This is a genomic window from Pseudomonas sp. CFBP 13710 (assembly GCF_014842235.1).
GTDB lineage: Bacteria > Pseudomonadota > Gammaproteobacteria > Pseudomonadales > Pseudomonadaceae > Aquipseudomonas > Aquipseudomonas baltica.
The window spans coordinates 153,280-170,788 of the sequence record NZ_JACYVJ010000004.1; the positions used below are offsets into that span (position 1 = coordinate 153,280).

Genomic DNA, 17,509 nt, shown 5'->3' on the forward strand with positions numbered 1-17,509 from the left:
GTGCTGTGTGAACGTGTATTCAAGTTAACTTTATTGTCATTGACCGTTAAAGCGTCATAGGGAACTTGTCCACTGGTTTCCGGTCAATTTTTCGCAGTGCCCACGGGCACGAGTCATGTGAGTCGGAGGTTTTTTCGTATGACCACTTCTTTGCAACCTGCTTATGCGCTGGTGCCGGGTGCGAACCTGGAAGCCTATGTGCACACGGTGAACAGCATTCCCTTGCTGACACCCGAGCAGGAGCGTGAACTGGCCGAGAGTCTCTACTATGAGCAGGATCTTGGAGCGGCTCGGCAGATGGTGCTCGCTCACCTGCGTTTCGTCGTGCATATCGCGCGTAGCTATTCGGGCTACGGCCTGGCTCAAGCCGACCTTATCCAGGAAGGCAACGTCGGCCTGATGAAGGCCGTAAAGCGTTTCAACCCGGAAATGGGTGTGCGCCTGGTGTCGTTCGCCGTGCACTGGATCAAGGCTGAAATCCACGAGTTCATTCTGCGCAACTGGCGCATCGTCAAGGTGGCGACCACCAAGGCGCAGCGCAAGCTGTTCTTCAATCTGCGCAGCCAGAAGAAGCGTCTGGCCTGGCTGAACAACGAGGAAGTGCACCGCGTGGCCGAAAGCCTCGGTGTGGAGCCGCGTGAAGTCCGCGAGATGGAAAGCCGCCTGACCGGCCATGACATGGCCTTCGATCCGGCTGCCGAAGCAGACGACGACAGTGCGTTCCAGTCCCCGGCGAACTACCTGGAAGACCATCGCTACGACCCGGCGCGCCAACTGGAAGACGCCGATTGGAGCGACAACTCCAACACCAACTTGCACGAAGCCCTGCAGGTGCTGGACGATCGCAGCCGTGACATCCTCTACCAGCGCTGGCTGGCCGAGGAAAAGGCGACGCTGCACGAGCTGGCCGAGAAGTACAACGTTTCGGCCGAGCGCATTCGTCAGTTGGAGAAGAGTGCGATGAACAAGCTGAAGGTTTCGATCGCGGCTTGATGTGATGTGTTGAATTGAAAAGCCCCGACTGGTTCGGGGCTTTTTGTTGCCTGGCAGGAAGTCTTTGCGGGAGAGGGCTTGCCGCACTCTCACACAGACGTGGCCTAATCCGCCCAGGGCGCCGGGCGCGGCATGTTGAGGCGCAGCAGATAGTCATGCCCGCCGAGTTGGCCCATTTGCTGGCGGATCCAGCCCGCGCGGCGAGCCACGTAAGGGCTGGGCCGGCTGGCGCTCCAGTTGCGCGGGTTGGGCAGCACGGCGGCCAGCAGGCTGGCTTGCTGGCGGGACAGTTGAGCCGCGCCAACGCCGAAATGGTGCCGCGCGGCCGCCTCGGCGCCGAACACCCCGTCATCCCATTCCGCACTGTTGAGGTACACCTCGAGGATGCGCTGCTTGGACCAGAACATCTCGATCAGACCGGTGAACCACGCCTCCAGGCCTTTGCGCAACCAGCTGCGGCCCGACCATAGAAAGACGTTCTTCGCCACCTGCTGGCTCAGAGTGCTGGCACCGCGCAGCGAGCCACCTTCTTCGTTGTGCGCAAACGCTGCACGAATGGCGGCGATGTCGAAGCCCCAATGCTCGGCGAAACGTTGATCTTCGCCGGCGATCACCGCCACCTTGAGATCGTCGGCGATGTTCGCCCAGGGTTGCCAATCGCGCTGCAGGTCGATCGGCTGGCCGTCGATCAAGGATTCGATCTTGCGTTCGGCCATGAGCATGGTGCCCGGCGGTGGAATGAAGCGAAAGATCACCACCACGGCCACGCTTGCGGCGACGAACCAGAGCAGGGTCTTGCACAGACGGCGGAAGAAGGATTGCAGCATGAAGGGCTTGGCCTGGCCGAGTGAGCGGGCCATTATACAGACCCTGCAGTGCAACACGGCTTTATGAGGACACACCTGGATGCTGCGTACGTTCATGATGCTGGCTGCGTTCTTCGGCTTTACCGGTGTGGCGCTCGGCGCCTTCGCCGCCCACGGTTTGAAGAACCGCCTGAGCGCCGAGTATCTGGCCATTTTCCAGACCGGCGTCAGCTACCAACTTATCCACACATTGGCGTTGTTCGGGGTCGCGCTGCTCAGCGTCCATGTGCCAGGGCGCCTGGTGGGCTGGGCGGGCGCGCTGTTCTGTCTGGGTATCGTGTTGTTCTCGGGCAGCCTGTATCTGTTGACCCTGACCGGCGTCAGCAAGCTGGGTATCGTGACCCCGTTCGGCGGCCTGGCCTTGCTCGCCGGTTGGCTGTGCCTGGGTATGGTCGCCTGGCGCCTGGGCTGATCGCGCGGGTGGTCGGCTTGGCCTTGGGAATCCTCGGCGATCGGGCTAGAATGGCGACCCCCAAAAAATGATGGCTGCCGACCGCATGCGCATTCAATTGAACGGCGACCCTTTCGAACTTCCCGACGGCGAAACCGTTGCCGGGCTGCTGGTCCGTCTCGAGCTGGTCGGCCGCCGCGTGGCCGTCGAGCTGAACCAGGACATCGTCCCGCGCAGCCAGCACGGCGACACCGTACTGGGCGAGGGTGACCAGATCGAAGTGGTTCACGCCATCGGCGGCGGCTGATCGAGTCGCCGGCACCTTCCACGTTCGTATCTTTACCTCAGCAGAGGAATTCCGATGAGCAATGCTCGCATTGACAAGCCATTCACCCTGGCCGGTCGCACCTTCGAGTCGCGCCTTCTGGTCGGCACCGGCAAGTACCGCGACCTCGAGCAGACGCGCCTGGCCATCGAGGCTTCGGGCGCCCAGATCGTCACGGTCGCCGTGCGCCGTACCAATATCGGCCAGAACCCCGGCGAGCCGAACCTGCTCGACGTGCTGCCGCCGGATCGCTACACCATTCTGCCCAACACCGCCGGTTGCTACGACGCCGTGGAGGCGGTGCGCACCTGTCGCCTGGCCCGCGAGCTGCTCGATGGCCACAACCTGGTCAAGCTGGAAGTGCTGGCCGACCAGAAGACCCTGTTTCCCAACGTGATCGAAACCCTCAAGGCCGCCGAAGTGCTGGTCAAGGACGGTTTCGACGTGATGGTCTACACCAGCGATGACCCGATCATCGCTCGCCAGTTGGCCGAGATCGGCTGCATCGCAGTCATGCCGCTGGCTGGCTTGATCGGCACTGGCCTGGGTATCTGCAACCCGTACAACCTGCAGATCATCCTGGAAGAAGCCAAGGTCCCGGTACTGGTCGATGCCGGCGTGGGTACCGCGTCCGACGCCACCATAGCCATGGAACTGGGCTGTGAAGCGGTGCTGATGAACTCGGCCATCGCCCACGCGCAGGATCCGATCATGATGGGCGCGGCCATGAAGCACGCCATCATTGCCGGGCGCATGGCCTATCTGGCCGGGCGCATGCCGAAAAAACTCTATGCCAGCGCCTCTTCGCCGCTGGATGGCCTGATCAAGTAAGAGCCCCCGATGACTGACTCGCAAGAAACGCCAACGTCCAACGAAGGCGAACCGCGCCAGCACCGCGCTATCAAGAGCTTCGTGATGCGCGCCGGACGCATGACCGAAGGTCAGCAGCGTGGCCTGGACCAGGGCAAGCCGCTGTTCGTGCTGCCACTGACCGATGAACCGGCCGACTTTGACCAGGTGTTCGGCCGCACTGCGCCGCGCACCCTGGAGATCGGCTTCGGCATGGGCCACTCGCTGCTCGAGATGGCAGCGGCCTCGCCGGAGCTGGATTTCATCGGTGTTGAAGTACACCGGCCTGGCGTTGGCGCGCTGCTCAACGGCGTCCTGACCCAGGGCCTGAAAAACCTGCGGGTCTACGACTGCGATGCCATCGAAGTGCTCAAGCAGTGCGTTGCCGACAACAGCCTGGATCGCCTGCTGCTGTTTTTCCCGGACCCATGGCACAAGGCGCGCCACCACAAGCGGCGCATCGTCCAGCCGGCGTTCGCCGAACTGGTTCGCAGCAAGCTGAAAGTCGGTGGTGTGCTGCACATGGCGACCGATTGGGAACCCTATGCCGAGTACATGCTGGAAGTCATGAACGTTGCGCCCGGTTACCGCAACCAGGCGGCCGATGGCGGTTGCGTACCGCGTCCGGCCGAGCGGCCGGTGACCAAGTTCGAACGCCGCGGTGAGCGGCTGGGGCATGGGGTGTGGGATCTGAAGTTCGAGAAGGTCGATTGAGGCTCACGCATCATTTGCGATCAGCGACAATCCCCAGCAGCACCAACACCACCAACAGCACCGGCGCCAGGCTGTAGTTGTTGAACTGGCTCAACCCCTTCAGCACCCAGGGCGTGGCATAGATCAAGGCCGCGCCACTGCCGATCACGCACATCAAGGCGATCAGGGGCACTCGCAGCATGCCTGAGAGCGAGCCCAGGCGGCCCTCGGCCCACGCCTTCACATCGGCGCCGAACAGCACCAGCACACAGCCCACCAAGGCCAGGGAGATCTCCGAAAGGTTGCCTCGGCCCCAGCGGGACACGGTGGCGAGCAGATCGAGCACGAAATCCATCAGGACAATCCTTATACCAGGAAGTATTGCAGCAGGTCGTTGAGGAACAACTGCCCGCGGGCAGTGGCGACCAGACGCGTCGGTTCGACCTGTAAAAGGCCCTTTTGTTCGGCGTTGGCGCGTGCCGTCGCCAGTGACTGCAGGGACAGGCCGGTGCGTTGCGCGAACAGCCCGGCGTCGACGCCCTGGGTGAGGCGCAGCGCGTTCATCAGGAACTCGAAGGGCAACTCGTCTGCGGCCAAGGCCTTCTCGCCGGCCTTGAATGGTTTGGCGGGGTTCAGGTAATCCTTGGGCAGGCGGGTTTTCCAGGTACGCACGATGCGTCCATCAGGGTGGCTCAGCTTGCCGTGGGCACCGGCGCCGATGCCGATGAAGTCGCCGAAGCTCCAGTAGTTGAGGTTGTGCCGCGCTGCCTTGCCTGGCCTGGCATAGGCCGACACTTCGTACTGGCCGAAGCCATGCTCGGCCAGCAGGGCCTGACCGGCTTCCTGGATGTCCCAGAGAATATCGTCCTCGGGCAGCACGGGTGGCTGGTTCCAGAACACCGTGTTGGGTTCCAGGGTCAGCTGGTACCAGGACAGGTGCGTGGGCGCCAGGGCAATGGCCTGGCGCAGATCGTCCAGTGCCTCTTCCAGGGACTGATCGGGCAGGCCGTGCATCAGGTCCAGGTTGAAGTTGTCGAAACCGGCGCGGCGCGCCATTTCGGCAGCGCGCAAGGCTTCGTCACCGGTGTGGATGCGGCCCAGCGCCTCGAGCTTCTGCGGCTGGAAGCTCTGGATGCCGATGGACAGGCGGTTGATCCCCAGCTTGCGATAGGCGACGAACTTGTCCTGTTCGAAGGTACCGGGGTTGGCCTCCAGGGTGATCTCGATGTCGGGCGCGAAGGCGATGCGTTGCTCGACGCCGGCCAGCAGTCTGCCCAGGGCGGCCGCGCTGAACAGGCTGGGCGTGCCGCCGCCGAAGAAGATCGAACTCAGCGGGCGTCCGTAGACCGCGGGCAAGTCCTGGTCTAGGTCGGCCAGCAGGGCGTCGACGTATTCTTCTTCAGGCAGAACCGGGCTGGCGGTGTGGGAATTGAAGTCGCAGTACGGGCATTTGCGCACGCACCAGGGGATGTGGATGTACAGCGCCAGGGGTGGCAATTGCGCCAGCGCCTGGTCGGGACGCGGTGCCGGCGGATAAAGCAGTTGGTCGTTCATGCAAGGCTCAGGCGTTGGCGCAGCAAGGCCATGGCACGGGCGCGGTGGCTCAGTTGGTTCTTTTGCGTAGGGTCGAGTTCGGCGCTTGAACAGTTGCGCTCGGGCACCCAGAACAACGGGTCGTAGCCGAATCCGTGGGCACCGCTGGCGGCATGCAGGATGCGGCCGTGCCAGAGCCCTTCGCAGAGGATCGGCAGCGGGTCGTCGGCGTGCCGCACCAGGGCCAGGACGCAGACGAACTGCGCACCACGCTCCTCGTCGGGTACGCCCTGCAAGGCGTCGAGCAGCTTGGCATTGTTGGCGGCATCGCCCTGGCCATCGGCATAGCGCGCCGAATAGATGCCCGGGGCACCGCCGAGGAAGTCCACGGCCAGGCCGGAATCGTCCGCCAGTGCCGGCAGGCCGGACAGGCGCGCAGCGTTGCGTGCCTTGAGAATGGCGTTCTCGACGAACGACAGCCCGGTTTCCTCGGGCTCGACCTGGCTGAATTCGCCGACGGAGCGAAGTTGCACCGCACCTCCGAGCATGGCCTGAAGTTCCTTGAGCTTGCCGGCGTTATGGCTGGCGAGGACGAGTTGGGTGAAATTGATCATGGTTGTGAATGGGTTCCGAAGGGTTCAAAGAGCCAGTTCATGCAGTCTGTCTGATGTATCCAGTCGTCAGCTTCGCGGGCAGAGCCCGCTCCCACAGACCGCGAAAAGCCGTCTACACCGCCACCCGATGCTCCTGCAGCCCGGGGCTGCTGACCCGGTAGATGCCGATCTCGCCCAGAAGGTTGGGCCAGATCTTGCTCGCCCACCCGTGCCTGTGCTGTTGATCCACCGCCAGGCGGTTGAGCACCTGCGCGCGGCGCTCGCTGCACAGGGCCTCGAAGTCGGCAAAGGTGCAGAAGTGGATGTTCGGCGTGTTGTACCAGGTATAGGGCAGGAACTCGGACACCGGCATGTGGCCCTTGCTGGCCAGGTACCAACGACAGCGCCAGTGGCCAAAATTGGGAAAGGTGATGATGCACTGGCGGCCGACCCGCAGCATTTCGTCAAGAATGCGGTCAGGGTATTCCACGGCCTGCAGCGCCTGGGTCATGACCACGATGTCGAAGCTGTTGCTGGCGAAGTTGCCCAGGCCTTTGTCCAGGTCCTGCTCGATGACGTTGATGCCCTTGCGCACGCATTCGGTGATGTTGTCCGCATCGATTTCCAGGCCGTAGCCGGTGACCTGCTTGTGGTCGCGCAGCCAGGCGAGCAACTCGCCATTGCCACAGCCCAGGTCGAGCACGCGGCTGCCGGCAGGGATCCAGTCCTGGATGATTTCTAGGTCAGCTCTCATGGATGCCTCACAGTGCAATGCGGTTCATGTAGCTGCTGAACGCCTGCAGATACCGTGGAATGGGGATCAGGAAAGCGTCATGCCCCTGTGGCGCGTCGATTTCCAGGTAGCAGACGTCTTTCTTCGCGGCCATCAAGGCGTCGACCAGCTCGCGCGAGCGCGCTGGCGAAAAACGCCAGTCGGTGGTGAACGACATCACGCAGAACTTGGCCTGCACATGGGCGAACGTGGCGGCCAGATCATCGTCGTGAGCTGCGGCAGGGTCGAAGTAGTCCAGCGCCTTGGTCATCAGCAGGTAGGTATTGGCGTCGAAGCGACCGGAGAATTCCTCGCCCTGATAACGCAGGTAGCTTTCCACCTGGAATTCCACGCTGTGGAAATCGTAGTTGAGCTTTTCGCTCTTCAGGCCACGGCCGAATTTCTCGCCCATCGAATCATCCGACAGGTACGTGATGTGCCCGACCATGCGCGCCAGCATCAGGCCGCGTTTGGGTATCACCCCGCGGGCCTGGAAATCACCGCCATGGAACTCGGGGTCGGACAGGATGGCCTGACGCGCCACCTCGTTGAAGGCGATGTTCTGTGCGCTGAGCTTGGGCGCCGAAGCGATTGCCAGGCAGTGACGAACGCGCTCGGGGTAGGTGATGGTCCACTGCAAGGCCTGCATGCCGCCCAGGCTGCCTCCAACCACCGCCGCCCACTGGGTGATTCCCAGGGCGTCTGCCAGGCAGGCCTGGCTGTGAACCCAGTCTTCGACGGTCAATACCGGGAAATCGGCGCCGAACGGTTTGCCGGTGTCGGGATCGATGCTGCTGGGCCCGGTGGAACCGTTGCAGCCGCCCAGATTGTTCAGGCTGACCACGAAGAAGCGGTTGGTGTCGATGGGCTTGCCGGGACCGATGCAGCTGTCCCACCAACCCGGCTTGCGGTCGTCGGCGGAGTGGTAGCCGGCGGCGTGGTGATGGCCCGACAGCGCGTGGCAGATCAGCACCGCGTTGCTGGCACTGGCGTTGAGCTGGCCGTAGGTCTCGTAGATCAGGTCGTAGGCGGGCAGCGAGCGTCCGCAGGCCAGGGCCAGGGGTTCGCTGAAGTGGGCAATTTGTGGAACGACCAGACCGACGCAATCATCGGGAAAGACAGTGGACATCGACCCTGCTCACGCTTGAATGAGGCGTAAGTCTAAAGAGCGCGGGGCACAGGGGCAAGCAGCGCTTGGCGGGGTTGGAGGCACGCAGGCAGGGAGCGTTTGCCGCGTGCGTGAAAGCCCATCGGGACCTTCACGCAGGCGGCATGCGACGGTCAGATCAGCAGGCGCAGGATCTGCGGCATGCCGGTGCTCATGGCCAGGTTGTTGATGACCAGCATGTCCAGCAGTTTGAGTACCATGAAGGCCAGGATTGGCGAGATGTCCAGGCCACCCAGGTTGGGCAGGATGCGCCGGAACGGCGCCAGAGCCGGCTCGCAGATCTGGTTGACCAGCTCGGCACCCGGGTTGTGGCTCTGCGGCGCGACCCAGGAAAGGATCACGCTGATGATCATGGCGAAGAAGAAGATCTTCAGGAACAGCGCGGTCACCCCGATGATCGACCACACCAGCAACTGCAAGGGGTTGCCGGTGGTGCCGTAGGCGAGCAGCAAGGTCAGCGCCATGATGATCATCTGGATGACGATGGCCAGCAGCAGCGAGGACATGTCCAGCCCGAACAGGCTGGGGATGATCCGCCGCACCGGCTTGAGCAGCGGCTGCGTGGCGCGCACGATGAACTGGCACAGCGGATTGTAGAAGTCGGCACGCACCAGCTGCAGCACGAAGCGCAGCAGCATGATCAACAGATACAGGCTGCCCAGGGTTTGCACGACATAGATCGCCGCGGTATTGAGACCGTACATGAAAGCTCCTTGATGACCTGGTTATTGACCCAGCTGTTCGGCCAGCTCGGCCGAACGCCGAGCGGCGGCGTTCAGGGCGTTCTGCACCAGGGTTTCGAACCCTTCGGACTGGAATGACTTGATGGCCGCTTCGGTGGTACCGGCGGGTGAGGTGACGCGACGACGCAGTTCGGCAGCGTCGACGTCGCTGGCCACGGCCATGTGCGCGGCGCCCAGGGCGGTCTGCAGGGTCAGCCGGGCAGCCGTCTCGTGCGGCAGTCCGAGTTTTTCCCCGGCGGCGGTCATGGCTTCTATCAACAGAAAGAAGTAGGCCGGGCCGCTGCCGGACACGGCGGTGACCGCATCCAGCTGCTGTTCTTCATCCAGCCAAAGGGCCAGGCCGACCGCGCCCAGCAAGTCTTCGGCCTGCTGGCGTTGTTCGGCATTGACGTCGGCGGTGGCGTACAGGCCGCTGGTGCCCTGGCGCAAAAGCGCGGGGGTGTTGGGCATGCAGCGCACGATCGGCTGTTGCTCGCCGAGCCACGCCTGCAGGCTCGCGCAGTTGATGCCCGCGGCGATCGAGACCACCAACTGACCGGGTGCCAGGCTCGGTGCCAGCGATTGGCACACGTCCTTCATGCCTTGCGGCTTCACGGCCAGCACCACCACGTCGACCCCCTCGATGGCCTCGGCGTTGTCGGCGAACACCTCGATGCCATGTTCGGCCGCTACCTTGTCACGCTGTTCGGCGCCGCGGTCGCTGGCGCGGATGTGGCTGGCTTCGACACCCTGCGCGCGCAGGCCGCCGATCAGGCTGGCGGCCATGTTGCCGGCGCCGATGAAGGCAATACGAGTGTTGCTCATGAAGGATCCTTGCTCAGAGGTGAGGAGGCCACAGCGGTGTGCGCCGGGGAGGTGTCTTGGCCGTAGTTGCGCGCGCCGAACAGCGCCGTGCCGATGCGCACCCACGTGGCGCCCTGGGCGATGGCCGCCTCCAGGTCGTGGCTCATGCCCATGGACAAGGTGTCCAGCGGCAATGGCAGATCGTGCTGCAGCGCACGCACGCGGGCAAAGGCAGCGTTCTGCAGGGCGATGTCATCGGTGGGCTCCGGTATGGCCATGAGGCCACGCAGGCGCAGGTTGGGCAGCGCGGCGATGGCGCTGGCCAGGGTGGCTACGTCGTCGGGATCGCAGCCGGACTTGCTGGCCTCGCCGCTGACATTGACCTGGATGCAGATGTTCAGGGGGCCAAGCGCGGCTAGGCGTTGTTCGCTGAGCCGTTGGGCGATCTTGAGGCGGTCCACGGAATGTACCCAGTCGAAGTGTTCGGCGATTGCGCGCGTCTTGTTCGATTGAATGGGGCCGATGAAGTGCCAGATCAAGGGCAGGTCGGTGAGTTCCAGCTGTTTGCCCAGGGCTTCCTGCAGATAGTTTTCGCCGAAGTCACGGATGCCGGCGGCGAATGCCTCGCGCATGGCAGCGGCAGGCTTGGTCTTGCTGACCGCGAGTAGGCCGACTTGGCCGGGCTCGCGTTGCGCCTGTCGAGCAGCGGCTGCGATTCGGGCACTCACTTGCGAAATGTTGTCTGCTATCGTGGACATTGAATTCGTGCCGGCGGGTTTCAGGTCTGCGGCATTCTACCTGCTTGTCTGTATTTGGGGAGTCTCATGGACATTACCGAGCTGTTGGCCTTCAGTGCGAAACAAGGCGCATCCGACCTGCACCTGTCCGCAGGCCTGCCGCCGATGATTCGAGTGGATGGCGACGTGCGCCGTATCAACCTGCCGGCGCTGGACGACAAACAGGTCCAGGCGCTGATCTACGACATCATGAACGACAAGCAGCGCAAGGACTTCGAGGAGTTTCTGGAAACCGACTTTTCTTTCGAAGTGCCCGGTGTGGCGCGCTTTCGGGTCAACGCGTTCAACCAGAACCGCGGTGCCGGTGCAGTGTTTCGGACCATTCCGTCCAAGGTGCTGAGCATGGACGACCTGGGCATGGGAGATGTGTTTCGCAAGATTACCGAAGTGCCGCGCGGGCTGGTGCTGGTCACCGGGCCGACCGGGTCGGGCAAGTCGACTACCCTGGCGGCGATGATCGATTACCTCAACAGCAACAAGCACCATCACATCCTGACCGTGGAAGATCCGATCGAATTCGTCCACGAGTCGAAGAAGTGCCTGGTCAACCAGCGTGAAGTGCACCGCGACACCCTGGGGTTCTCCCACGCCTTGCGCTCGGCGTTGCGGGAGGACCCAGACGTGATCCTGGTGGGCGAAATGCGCGACCTGGAAACCATTCGGCTGGCGTTGACGGCGGCCGAGACCGGGCACCTGGTGTTCGGCACGCTGCACACCACGTCGGCGGCGAAGACCATCGACCGGGTGGTCGATGTGTTTCCGGCAGAGGAAAAGTCGATGGTGCGTTCAATGCTGTCCGAATCGCTGCAGGCAGTGATTTCCCAGACCTTGCTGAAGAAGATTGGTGGCGGGCGGGTGGCTGCGCACGAGATCATGATCGGCACCCCGGCGATTCGTAACCTCATCCGTGAAGACAAGGTCGCGCAGATGTACTCGTCGATCCAGACAGGTGGATCGCTGGGCATGCAGACCTTGGACATGTGCCTGAAGAACCTGCTCGCCCAGGGCATCATCAGCCGCGACTCGGCGCGCGAAAAGGCCAAGTCCCCGGACAACTTCTGAACGGTGCATATCCCGCTGCACCGTGGCGTACGTTTCGCGGCCACTGGCCGCTCCTACAGAGAATGGCAGTCATCCGTAGGAGCGGCCAGTGGCCGCGAAGGGCGCACCGCGGTCGGGCTGATGCCCTGCGGTGAATGCGTTGCGGCCGATGACCGCTCCTACAGACAATTGCGGTCATCCGTAGGAGCGGTCCGTGGCCGCGAAGGGCACGCCGCGGAAAGAGGGATCAGCGCTGGACGATGCGCAGCGCGGGCTCTTTGGGCAGGACGCGCTTGGCGACAGCGTAGTGGGTGTTCCAGTACGGTTTCTTCAAGGTGTCGATGGTCACAGCCTTGCCACGACGCGGGGCATGGATGAAGCGGTCGTTGCCCAGGTAGATGGCGACGTGATTCACCTTGCGGCTCTTGATGTTGAAAAACACCAGGTCACCCGGCTTGAGGTCCTTGCGTTCAACCTTGACACCGTGGCCCGCAGCCATGGCGTTGGACGTACGCGGCAGATCAACGGCTTTCACGTCGTTGAAGGCATACTTGACCAGGCCACTGCAGTCGAAACCCTTGCTCGGGCTGCTGCCGCCCCAGCGATAGGGGGTGCCAAGCACGTTGACCGCACGGCTGAGCACATCGCTGCTCTGCTTGGACGAGGCGCTGCCGACCTTGACCGCGGTAACCTTGGCCAATGCCTGGTTGTTGCTGGCAGGGCGGGTCACGACGATGCGTGGGGCGCGTTGCGATTGTTCGGTAGCGGACTGGGCGGTGTAGCCATTGAAGCCAGCGGGAAGTCGTTGCTCACGATTGGTGGCGTGGGCGGCCAGGGGCAATAATAGGCAGATGGTCAGCCATGTCTTGAAAAATGGACGCATTCGGCAGGGCTCATGTGGGTAGGCGCGCAACTTTATAACAGCTTTTTGTGTGGTTTTTAATCCGCTGGTCGAGGCAGGCAGGTCGCAAATGGCACCAATCGGGCGCAGGATTGTCTCTTGTGCGGCACGCAACTCAGGTGCTGCAAGGGTTCAGCCGATGTCGGTCACAGAAATGCCATACGTCGGGACGGGGCAAAAAAGTCACAAAACCGTTCAGAAAATTTTTATATCAGAGGGCGCACATCAACAATGAACAGCTATCGGATCCACGATACCCACAGCAAAGTCATGGGCTACCTGTTGTGGATTTTGGGCTTTACCGGTGCTCATCGCTTCTATTACGGCAAGCCCGTGACCGGGACGATCTGGTTTTTCACCCTGGGGCTGTTCGGCATTGGCTGGCTCATCGACCTGTTCCTGATTCCGGCCATGGACCGGCACGCCGACATGCGCTTTCACAGCGGCCAGACCAACTACAACGTGGCCTGGGTACTGCTGACTTTTCTCGGTTTGTTCGGTGTGCACCGCATGTACATGGGCAAGTGGATCACCGGGGTGATCTACCTGCTGACTGGGGGGTTGTTCTTGGTGGGCGTGCTGTATGACTTCTGGACGCTGAATGATCAGGTGTCGATGAAGAATGCGCAGCGCGGGTAGGTCGGAAAGGCTGCAGCCCCCTGCGCTGTGTCCGGGAGGCCGCAGCGAGGCCTTCGCGGCCGCTGACCGCTCCTACGGGGATGGTCGTTTGTGGGAGCGGGCTCTGCCCGCGAAGAAGTGGGTGCGGTGCATCAGGCAGACCACAGTGAGGCCTTCGCGGCCGCTGACCGCTCCTACAGGGATGGTGTCGTCTGTAGGAGCGGGGGGGATCAGCCAGTGAAGCTGATATGCCCATCCACCAAGGTGTAACGCACTGCGCCCGGCAACGTGTGACCGAGGAACGGGCAGTTGGCGCCCTTGGACAGCCAGCGCTCGCCGGCCACCGTCGAGACGCCTTCATCGAACAGCACCAGATCTGCCGCTGCGCCCACCTGCAAGCGGCCGGCCGGCAAGCGCATGGCCTCGGCCGGGCCCTGGCCCAGGCGCGCGAGCAAGGTCGGCAGGTCGAGCAAGCCATCCTGCACCAGGGTCAGGGCCAACGGCAATAGCAGCTCGACACTGCTGATACCCGGCTCGGTCGCACCGAACGGGGCCAGTTTGGCATCACGGTCGTGGGGCTGGTGATGGCTGGCAATGGCCTGCACCACGCCCTTCTTCACCGCCGCACGCAAGCCTTCCCGATCCGCTGTCGAGCGCAGCGGCGGTTGCACGTGATACAGGCTGGAAAACCCGGTCAGCGCCTCGTCGGTCAGGATCAATTGGTACAGCGCCACGTCCGCCGTGACCGGCAGGCCGCGGCCTTGGGCCTGTTCGATCAGCTCGACGCCGCGGGCGGTGGTCAATTGGCTGAAATGCGCACGCACGCCGCTTTGTTCGACCAGCAGCAAGTCACGTGCAAGGGCGACGGTTTCAGCCGTTTCCGGAATGCCTGCCAGGCCAAGGAAGCTGGCCGTAGGGCCGTCGTGGGCGAGCCCGCCGGCGGACAGGTCACGGTCCTGGGAATGGAAGATCACCGTCAGGTCGAACGTTGCGGCGTACTCAAGCGCACGACACAGCGTCCGGTGGTTGCCAAAGCTGTTCAGGCCATTGCCGAAGGCAATGCAGCCGGCATCGCGCAAGGCGATCAGTTCCGCCAGTTGCTCGCCCTCGAGGCCCTTGCTCAGGGCACCGATCGGAAACACCTTGGCATGCCCGGCCTCGCGGGCGCGATCCAGGATCAGCTCGGCCACTGCCGAGGTATCGAGGATCGGCTTGGTCAGCGGCGGGCAGCACAGGCTGGTGACGCCACCGGCAGCTGCGGCCCGGGTTTCACTGGCGATGGTGCCCTTGCGGCTGTAGCCGGGCTCGCGCAGCGACACGCTGAGGTCGACCAGGCCGGGCGCTGCCACCAGGCCGCAGGCGTCCAGGCGCTGGCTGGCGGTGAAATCGGCGGGCGCATCGCCGATGGCCACGATTCGCCCCTGGCTGATATGCAGGTCGCTGATCCGGTCCAGACCACTGGCGGGGTCGATCACCCGTGCACCGATAATACTGAGGCTCACTGGACGCTCTCCTGCTCGAATTGACGCTGGGCCGTCTGCCCGCTCATGGCCATCGACAACACCGCCATGCGGACTGCGATGCCGTAGGTGACCTGGTTGAGAATTACCGAATGGGGTCCGTCGGCGACGGCCGATTCGATCTCGACGCCACGGTTGATCGGCCCTGGGTGCATGACGATGGCGTCGGGCTTGGCACCGGCCAGGCGCGCAGTGGTCAAGCCGTAGAGGCGATAGAACTCGCCTTCGCTGGGCAGCAGGCCACCGGTCATGCGTTCACGCTGCAGGCGCAGCATGATCACCACATCGACATCCTTGAGGCCCTGCTCCAGGTCGGTAAACACCTTGACGCCATACTGCTCGACGCCGATGGGCAGCAGCGTCTTCGGGCCGATCACGCGGATGTCCGGGCAGCCCAGGGTCTTGAGGGCGATCATGTTCGAGCGCGCTACCCGCGAGTGCAGGATGTCGCCGACGATCGCTACCGACAGGTTCTCGAAGCCGCCTTTGTGGCGGCGAATCGTGAGCATGTCGAGCATGCCCTGGGTCGGGTGGGCATGGCGGCCATCGCCACCGTTGATGATGGCCACTTCCGGGCTGACGTGCTCGGCGATGAAGTGCGCGGCCCCGGAGTCGGCATGGCGCACGACGAACATGTCGGCGGCCATCGCTTCGAGGTTGCGCAGGGTGTCGAACAGGGTTTCACCCTTGCTGGTCGAGGAGGTCGACACGTTCAGGGTGATGACGTCGGCCGAGAGGCGCTGGGCGGCGAGCTCGAAGGTGGTGCGCGTGCGCGTGGAGTTTTCGAAGAACACGTTGCACACGGTCTTGCCGCGCAGCAACGGGACTTTCTTGACCGCACGGGCGCCGACTTCAAGGAACGAATCGGCGGTATCGAGCACTTCGGTCAGTAGTTCGCGGGACAAGCCGTCGAGGGAAAGAAAATGGCGTAGCTGGCCCTGGTCATTGAGCTGCAGCGGGCGCTTGGCGTCGATAGGCGTCATGGCGGGGGCTCTTAAAGGCTGGAGGCGGAAACGAGGTCCTGGCGCTCGAGGGCGAGCGGGGACGGGCCGAGCAATTTTACCCGTTCATGGGCAGCCAGCGACAGGGTGGCACCGACGATGTCGGGGCGAATCGGCAGCTCGCCGGCGTCCAGGTCGAGCAGGCACACCAAGGTCACGCTGGCAGGGCGGCCGTAGTCGAACAGTTCATTGAGGGCAGCGCGGACGGTGCGGCCACTCATCAGCACGTCGTCGATCAGCACCAGATGCTGGCCCTCGATCTCGAAGGGCAGGGCCGAGGGGCGCACTTGCGGGTGCAGGCCGTTCTGGCTGAAGTCGTCGCGGTAGAACGACACGTCCAGGGTGCCCAGCGCAGCCTTGCTGTCCATGGCTTGCAGCAACGCCTGAGCGACCCAGACACCGCCGCTGTGAATGCCGATGTAGCGCGGCTCGGCAATGGAGCGCCTGGCCAGATGGGCCTTGAGGTCGACAGCCATCGCGCCGATCAGCTCGGCCGGGTTGGGAAGGCTCATGTGTGCTCCTGTGGTTGAGATCGTCCGAAGAGAAGGGGTGCGGTGTGACGCGGCTTGCACCGCACCTGTAGCAGCGGCGCGAGCCGCGTCGGCGGTCGCGCGGTGTATCTGAAGAAATGCGTCAGGGCCGGACGCGGCTTGCACCGCACCTGTAGCAGCGGCGCGAGCCGCGTCGGCGGTCGCGCGGTGTGTCTGAAGAAATGCGTCAGGGCCGGACGCGGCTTGCGCCGCACCTGTAGCAGCGGCGCAAGCCGCGTCGGCGGTCGTGCGGTGTATCTGGAAAAATGCGTCGAGGCCCGACGCGGCTTGCACCGCTGCTACAGGGGGGTGGGGTGCAGCTGCTGTCATCTTCAGCTGTTGCCACCCAGCGCATTCGCCTCCAGCCAGCCTTGCAGCAGCAGCTTGGCAGCGATGGCGTCGACCGGGTTGTCGCGGTAGCTGCCGCGCTGCCCGCCACGGGCCATGCGCTCGCCCTTGGCCTCGAAGGTGGTCAGCCGTTCATCGTGGGTGTGCACCGGGATGTTGAAGCGGCCGTTCAGGCGGCGGGCGAACTTTTCTGCCCGCTCGCTCATTTCGCTGGGGCTGCCGTCCATGTTCAGCGGCAGGCCGACGACGATGGCGTCCGGCTGCCATTCCTTGATCAGCGCTTCGACGCGGGTCCAGTCGGGCACGCCGTTCTGGGCCTTGAGGGTACACAGTTCACGGGCCTGGCCGGTGATCACCTGGCCGACCGCGAAGCCGATCTGCTTGGTGCCGTAATCCACGCCGAGCAGCAGTCTGGGTGCGCTCATCAGGCGTGGCCCGCCTGGCTGGTCAGCAGGCTGAGGTTGATGCCCAGGCGTGCCGCCGCCGCGCCGAGGCGCTGGTCGCTGTCGGTATTGAACAGGATGTCGGCATCGAAAGGGCAGGTCAGCCAGGCATTGTCGGCCAGTTCGGCTTCCAGCTGACCGGCTTCCCAGCCGGCGTAGCCCAAGGTGATCAGGCTTTGCTCGGGACCCGCGCCATCGGCGATGGCGAACAGGATGTCCTGGGAGGTGGACAGCGAGACCTCGCCCAGCTCGACCGTGGCCTGGAACACCGGGCCGCTGGGGTGCAGAACGAAGCCGCGGTCGGTCTGCACCGGCCCGCCGTTGTAGATGGGCACCTGCTGGCAGGAAGCCGGTGGTTCGGTGTCCGGCCGCAACTGCTCGAGTATGTCGGCCAGGTTCAGGTCCTGCAGGCGGTTGACCACCAGGCCCATCGCGCCATTGGGCGTGTGCTCGACGATGTAGGTCAAGGTATGGGCAAAATTGGGGTCCGCCATGTGCGGCATGGCGATCAGGAACTGGTTCCTGAGGTAGCTCGTTTCGAGGTTTTTCATGACCTGTAGTGTGGCGTCGGCCTGCCAGCCTGACAAGCTTGCAGGCGCAG

Annotated in this window: 22 protein-coding genes; 7 read left to right on the forward strand and 15 right to left on the reverse strand. The window is 63.6% G+C overall.

The window, feature by feature from the left end:
• Positions 1–138: 138 nt before the first annotated feature.
• Positions 139–993 (forward strand): RNA polymerase sigma factor RpoH, encoded by an 855-nt coding sequence (gene rpoH / locus IFT44_RS11660; RefSeq protein ID WP_043191535.1) that lies wholly within the window; start codon positions 139–141, stop codon positions 991–993.
• Positions 994–1,097: 104 nt separating this feature from the next.
• Here the strand turns inward: rpoH and mtgA are convergent, their stop codons facing one another.
• Positions 1,098–1,820 (reverse strand): monofunctional biosynthetic peptidoglycan transglycosylase, encoded by a 723-nt coding sequence (gene mtgA, locus IFT44_RS11665; RefSeq protein WP_122480672.1) that lies wholly within the window; start codon positions 1,818–1,820, stop codon positions 1,098–1,100.
• 79 nt (positions 1,821–1,899) lie between these two features.
• Here mtgA and IFT44_RS11670 point away from each other — a divergent pair, with 79 nt between their 5' ends.
• The 4 genes from IFT44_RS11670 (at position 1,900) to trmB (ending at position 4,138) form a co-directional block, all read left to right on the forward strand.
• Positions 1,900–2,271 carry a DUF423 domain-containing protein gene (locus IFT44_RS11670; RefSeq protein WP_122480518.1) on the forward strand — a complete coding sequence of 124 codons (372 nt, stop codon included), beginning with the start codon at positions 1,900–1,902 and terminating at the stop codon, positions 2,269–2,271.
• A 70-nt stretch (positions 2,272–2,341) separates the two neighbouring features.
• Positions 2,342–2,557 carry a sulfur carrier protein ThiS gene (thiS, locus tag IFT44_RS11675; protein ID WP_342030363.1) on the forward strand — a complete coding sequence of 72 codons (216 nt, stop codon included), beginning with the start codon at positions 2,342–2,344 and terminating at the stop codon, positions 2,555–2,557.
• A gap of 54 nt (positions 2,558–2,611) precedes the next feature.
• Positions 2,612–3,406: a thiazole synthase gene (locus IFT44_RS11680; protein ID WP_122480517.1), complete on the forward strand. Its 795-nt coding sequence runs from the start codon at positions 2,612–2,614 to the stop codon at positions 3,404–3,406.
• A 9-nt stretch (positions 3,407–3,415) separates the two neighbouring features.
• Positions 3,416–4,138, forward strand: a complete 723-nt coding sequence (trmB, locus tag IFT44_RS11685; protein WP_122480516.1) for a tRNA (guanosine(46)-N7)-methyltransferase TrmB — start codon at positions 3,416–3,418, stop codon at positions 4,136–4,138.
• Positions 4,139–4,148: 10 nt separating this feature from the next.
• On the opposite strand, the gene IFT44_RS11690 is transcribed toward trmB, so the two are convergent.
• The 8 genes from IFT44_RS11690 to IFT44_RS11725 all read right to left on the reverse strand — a co-directional run bounded on the left by IFT44_RS11690 (position 4,149) and on the right by IFT44_RS11725 (position 10,467).
• A complete protein-coding gene (locus IFT44_RS11690; protein ID WP_122480515.1) occupies positions 4,149–4,472 on the reverse strand; it encodes a DUF3392 domain-containing protein in 324 nt (107 codons plus the stop codon).
• 11 nt (positions 4,473–4,483) lie between these two features.
• The gene (hemW, locus tag IFT44_RS11695) at positions 4,484–5,671 is read right to left on the reverse strand and encodes a radical SAM family heme chaperone HemW (RefSeq protein WP_192055874.1); all 1,188 of its coding nucleotides are present in this window, start codon (positions 5,669–5,671) and stop codon (positions 4,484–4,486) included.
• Entirely contained in the window at positions 5,668–6,264 is a 597-nt protein-coding gene (rdgB, locus tag IFT44_RS11700) for an RdgB/HAM1 family non-canonical purine NTP pyrophosphatase (RefSeq protein WP_163007697.1), read from the reverse strand. Before rdgB ends, hemW begins: the two co-directional genes overlap by 4 nt.
• Before the next feature lie 112 nt (positions 6,265–6,376).
• Positions 6,377–6,997, reverse strand: a complete 621-nt coding sequence (gene metW / locus IFT44_RS11705; RefSeq protein ID WP_043191520.1) for a methionine biosynthesis protein MetW — start codon at positions 6,995–6,997, stop codon at positions 6,377–6,379.
• A gap of 7 nt (positions 6,998–7,004) precedes the next feature.
• Positions 7,005–8,144 (reverse strand): homoserine O-succinyltransferase MetX, encoded by a 1,140-nt coding sequence (gene metX / locus IFT44_RS11710; protein WP_122480513.1) that lies wholly within the window; start codon positions 8,142–8,144, stop codon positions 7,005–7,007.
• Positions 8,145–8,296: 152 nt separating this feature from the next.
• Positions 8,297–8,887 (reverse strand): YggT family protein, encoded by a 591-nt coding sequence (locus IFT44_RS11715; RefSeq protein ID WP_122480512.1) that lies wholly within the window; start codon positions 8,885–8,887, stop codon positions 8,297–8,299.
• Between the two features lie 21 nt (positions 8,888–8,908).
• Positions 8,909–9,730 carry a pyrroline-5-carboxylate reductase gene (gene proC, locus IFT44_RS11720; protein ID WP_185794909.1) on the reverse strand — a complete coding sequence of 274 codons (822 nt, stop codon included), beginning with the start codon at positions 9,728–9,730 and terminating at the stop codon, positions 8,909–8,911.
• Positions 9,727–10,467 carry a YggS family pyridoxal phosphate-dependent enzyme gene (locus IFT44_RS11725; protein ID WP_192175942.1) on the reverse strand — a complete coding sequence of 247 codons (741 nt, stop codon included), beginning with the start codon at positions 10,465–10,467 and terminating at the stop codon, positions 9,727–9,729. The genes proC and IFT44_RS11725 overlap by 4 nt, the downstream gene beginning before the upstream one ends.
• A 66-nt stretch (positions 10,468–10,533) precedes the next feature.
• On the opposite strand from IFT44_RS11725, the gene IFT44_RS11730 reads away from it, so the two are divergent.
• A complete protein-coding gene (locus IFT44_RS11730) occupies positions 10,534–11,568 on the forward strand; it encodes a type IV pilus twitching motility protein PilT (RefSeq protein ID WP_122480509.1) in 1,035 nt (344 codons plus the stop codon).
• Positions 11,569–11,794: 226 nt separating this feature from the next.
• Here IFT44_RS11730 and IFT44_RS11735 read toward each other — a convergent pair whose 3' ends face one another.
• On the reverse strand, positions 11,795–12,430 hold the full coding sequence (locus IFT44_RS11735) for a C40 family peptidase (protein WP_122480508.1): 636 nt from the start codon (positions 12,428–12,430) through the stop codon (positions 11,795–11,797).
• A gap of 249 nt (positions 12,431–12,679) precedes the next feature.
• Between IFT44_RS11735 and IFT44_RS11740 the strand changes: the two genes are divergently transcribed.
• Positions 12,680–13,087 (forward strand): NINE protein, encoded by a 408-nt coding sequence (locus IFT44_RS11740; protein ID WP_122480507.1) that lies wholly within the window; start codon positions 12,680–12,682, stop codon positions 13,085–13,087.
• Positions 13,088–13,296: 209 nt separating this feature from the next.
• Here IFT44_RS11740 and IFT44_RS11745 read toward each other — a convergent pair whose 3' ends face one another.
• The 5 genes from IFT44_RS11745 to IFT44_RS11765 form a co-directional block, all read right to left on the reverse strand.
• Positions 13,297–14,568 (reverse strand): dihydroorotase, encoded by a 1,272-nt coding sequence (locus IFT44_RS11745; RefSeq protein WP_192175943.1) that lies wholly within the window; start codon positions 14,566–14,568, stop codon positions 13,297–13,299.
• Positions 14,565–15,569: an aspartate carbamoyltransferase catalytic subunit gene (locus IFT44_RS11750; protein ID WP_122480505.1), complete on the reverse strand. Its 1,005-nt coding sequence runs from the start codon at positions 15,567–15,569 to the stop codon at positions 14,565–14,567. Before IFT44_RS11750 ends, IFT44_RS11745 begins: the two co-directional genes overlap by 4 nt.
• 11 nt (positions 15,570–15,580) lie before the next feature.
• Complete coding sequence (pyrR, locus tag IFT44_RS11755; RefSeq protein ID WP_122480504.1) at positions 15,581–16,099, reverse strand: bifunctional pyr operon transcriptional regulator/uracil phosphoribosyltransferase PyrR; 519 nt, start codon at positions 16,097–16,099, stop codon at positions 15,581–15,583.
• A 350-nt stretch (positions 16,100–16,449) separates the two neighbouring features.
• Positions 16,450–16,890 (reverse strand): Holliday junction resolvase RuvX, encoded by a 441-nt coding sequence (ruvX, locus tag IFT44_RS11760; protein WP_122480503.1) that lies wholly within the window; start codon positions 16,888–16,890, stop codon positions 16,450–16,452.
• Entirely contained in the window at positions 16,890–17,459 is a 570-nt protein-coding gene (locus IFT44_RS11765; RefSeq protein WP_122480502.1) for a YqgE/AlgH family protein, read from the reverse strand. The genes ruvX and IFT44_RS11765 overlap by 1 nt, the downstream gene beginning before the upstream one ends.
• Positions 17,460–17,509 lie beyond the last annotated feature (50 nt).

What these genes read in the sequence shown, in the direction of transcription:
- rpoH (WP_043191535.1), top strand. Translation starts at nt 139, where the DNA reads ATGACCACTTCTTTGCAACCTGCTTATGCGCTGGTGCCGGGTGCGAAC.
- mtgA (WP_122480672.1), bottom strand. Translation starts at nt 1,820, where the DNA reads ATGCTGCAATCCTTCTTCCGCCGTCTGTGCAAGACCCTGCTCTGGTTC.
- IFT44_RS11670 (WP_122480518.1), top strand. Translation starts at nt 1,900, where the DNA reads ATGCTGCGTACGTTCATGATGCTGGCTGCGTTCTTCGGCTTTACCGGT.
- thiS (WP_342030363.1), top strand. Translation starts at nt 2,342, where the DNA reads ATGGCTGCCGACCGCATGCGCATTCAATTGAACGGCGACCCTTTCGAA.
- IFT44_RS11680 (WP_122480517.1), top strand. Translation starts at nt 2,612, where the DNA reads ATGAGCAATGCTCGCATTGACAAGCCATTCACCCTGGCCGGTCGCACC.
- trmB (WP_122480516.1), top strand. Translation starts at nt 3,416, where the DNA reads ATGACTGACTCGCAAGAAACGCCAACGTCCAACGAAGGCGAACCGCGC.
- IFT44_RS11690 (WP_122480515.1), bottom strand. Translation starts at nt 4,472, where the DNA reads ATGGATTTCGTGCTCGATCTGCTCGCCACCGTGTCCCGCTGGGGCCGA.
- hemW (WP_192055874.1), bottom strand. Translation starts at nt 5,671, where the DNA reads ATGAACGACCAACTGCTTTATCCGCCGGCACCGCGTCCCGACCAGGCG.
- rdgB (WP_163007697.1), bottom strand. Translation starts at nt 6,264, where the DNA reads ATGATCAATTTCACCCAACTCGTCCTCGCCAGCCATAACGCCGGCAAG.
- metW (WP_043191520.1), bottom strand. Translation starts at nt 6,997, where the DNA reads ATGAGAGCTGACCTAGAAATCATCCAGGACTGGATCCCTGCCGGCAGC.
- metX (WP_122480513.1), bottom strand. Translation starts at nt 8,144, where the DNA reads ATGTCCACTGTCTTTCCCGATGATTGCGTCGGTCTGGTCGTTCCACAA.
- IFT44_RS11715 (WP_122480512.1), bottom strand. Translation starts at nt 8,887, where the DNA reads ATGTACGGTCTCAATACCGCGGCGATCTATGTCGTGCAAACCCTGGGC.
- proC (WP_185794909.1), bottom strand. Translation starts at nt 9,730, where the DNA reads ATGAGCAACACTCGTATTGCCTTCATCGGCGCCGGCAACATGGCCGCC.
- IFT44_RS11725 (WP_192175942.1), bottom strand. Translation starts at nt 10,467, where the DNA reads ATGTCCACGATAGCAGACAACATTTCGCAAGTGAGTGCCCGAATCGCA.
- IFT44_RS11730 (WP_122480509.1), top strand. Translation starts at nt 10,534, where the DNA reads ATGGACATTACCGAGCTGTTGGCCTTCAGTGCGAAACAAGGCGCATCC.
- IFT44_RS11735 (WP_122480508.1), bottom strand. Translation starts at nt 12,430, where the DNA reads ATGCGTCCATTTTTCAAGACATGGCTGACCATCTGCCTATTATTGCCC.
- IFT44_RS11740 (WP_122480507.1), top strand. Translation starts at nt 12,680, where the DNA reads ATGAACAGCTATCGGATCCACGATACCCACAGCAAAGTCATGGGCTAC.
- IFT44_RS11750 (WP_122480505.1), bottom strand. Translation starts at nt 15,569, where the DNA reads ATGACGCCTATCGACGCCAAGCGCCCGCTGCAGCTCAATGACCAGGGC.
- pyrR (WP_122480504.1), bottom strand. Translation starts at nt 16,099, where the DNA reads ATGAGCCTTCCCAACCCGGCCGAGCTGATCGGCGCGATGGCTGTCGAC.
- ruvX (WP_122480503.1), bottom strand. Translation starts at nt 16,890, where the DNA reads ATGAGCGCACCCAGACTGCTGCTCGGCGTGGATTACGGCACCAAGCAG.
- IFT44_RS11765 (WP_122480502.1), bottom strand. Translation starts at nt 17,459, where the DNA reads ATGAAAAACCTCGAAACGAGCTACCTCAGGAACCAGTTCCTGATCGCC.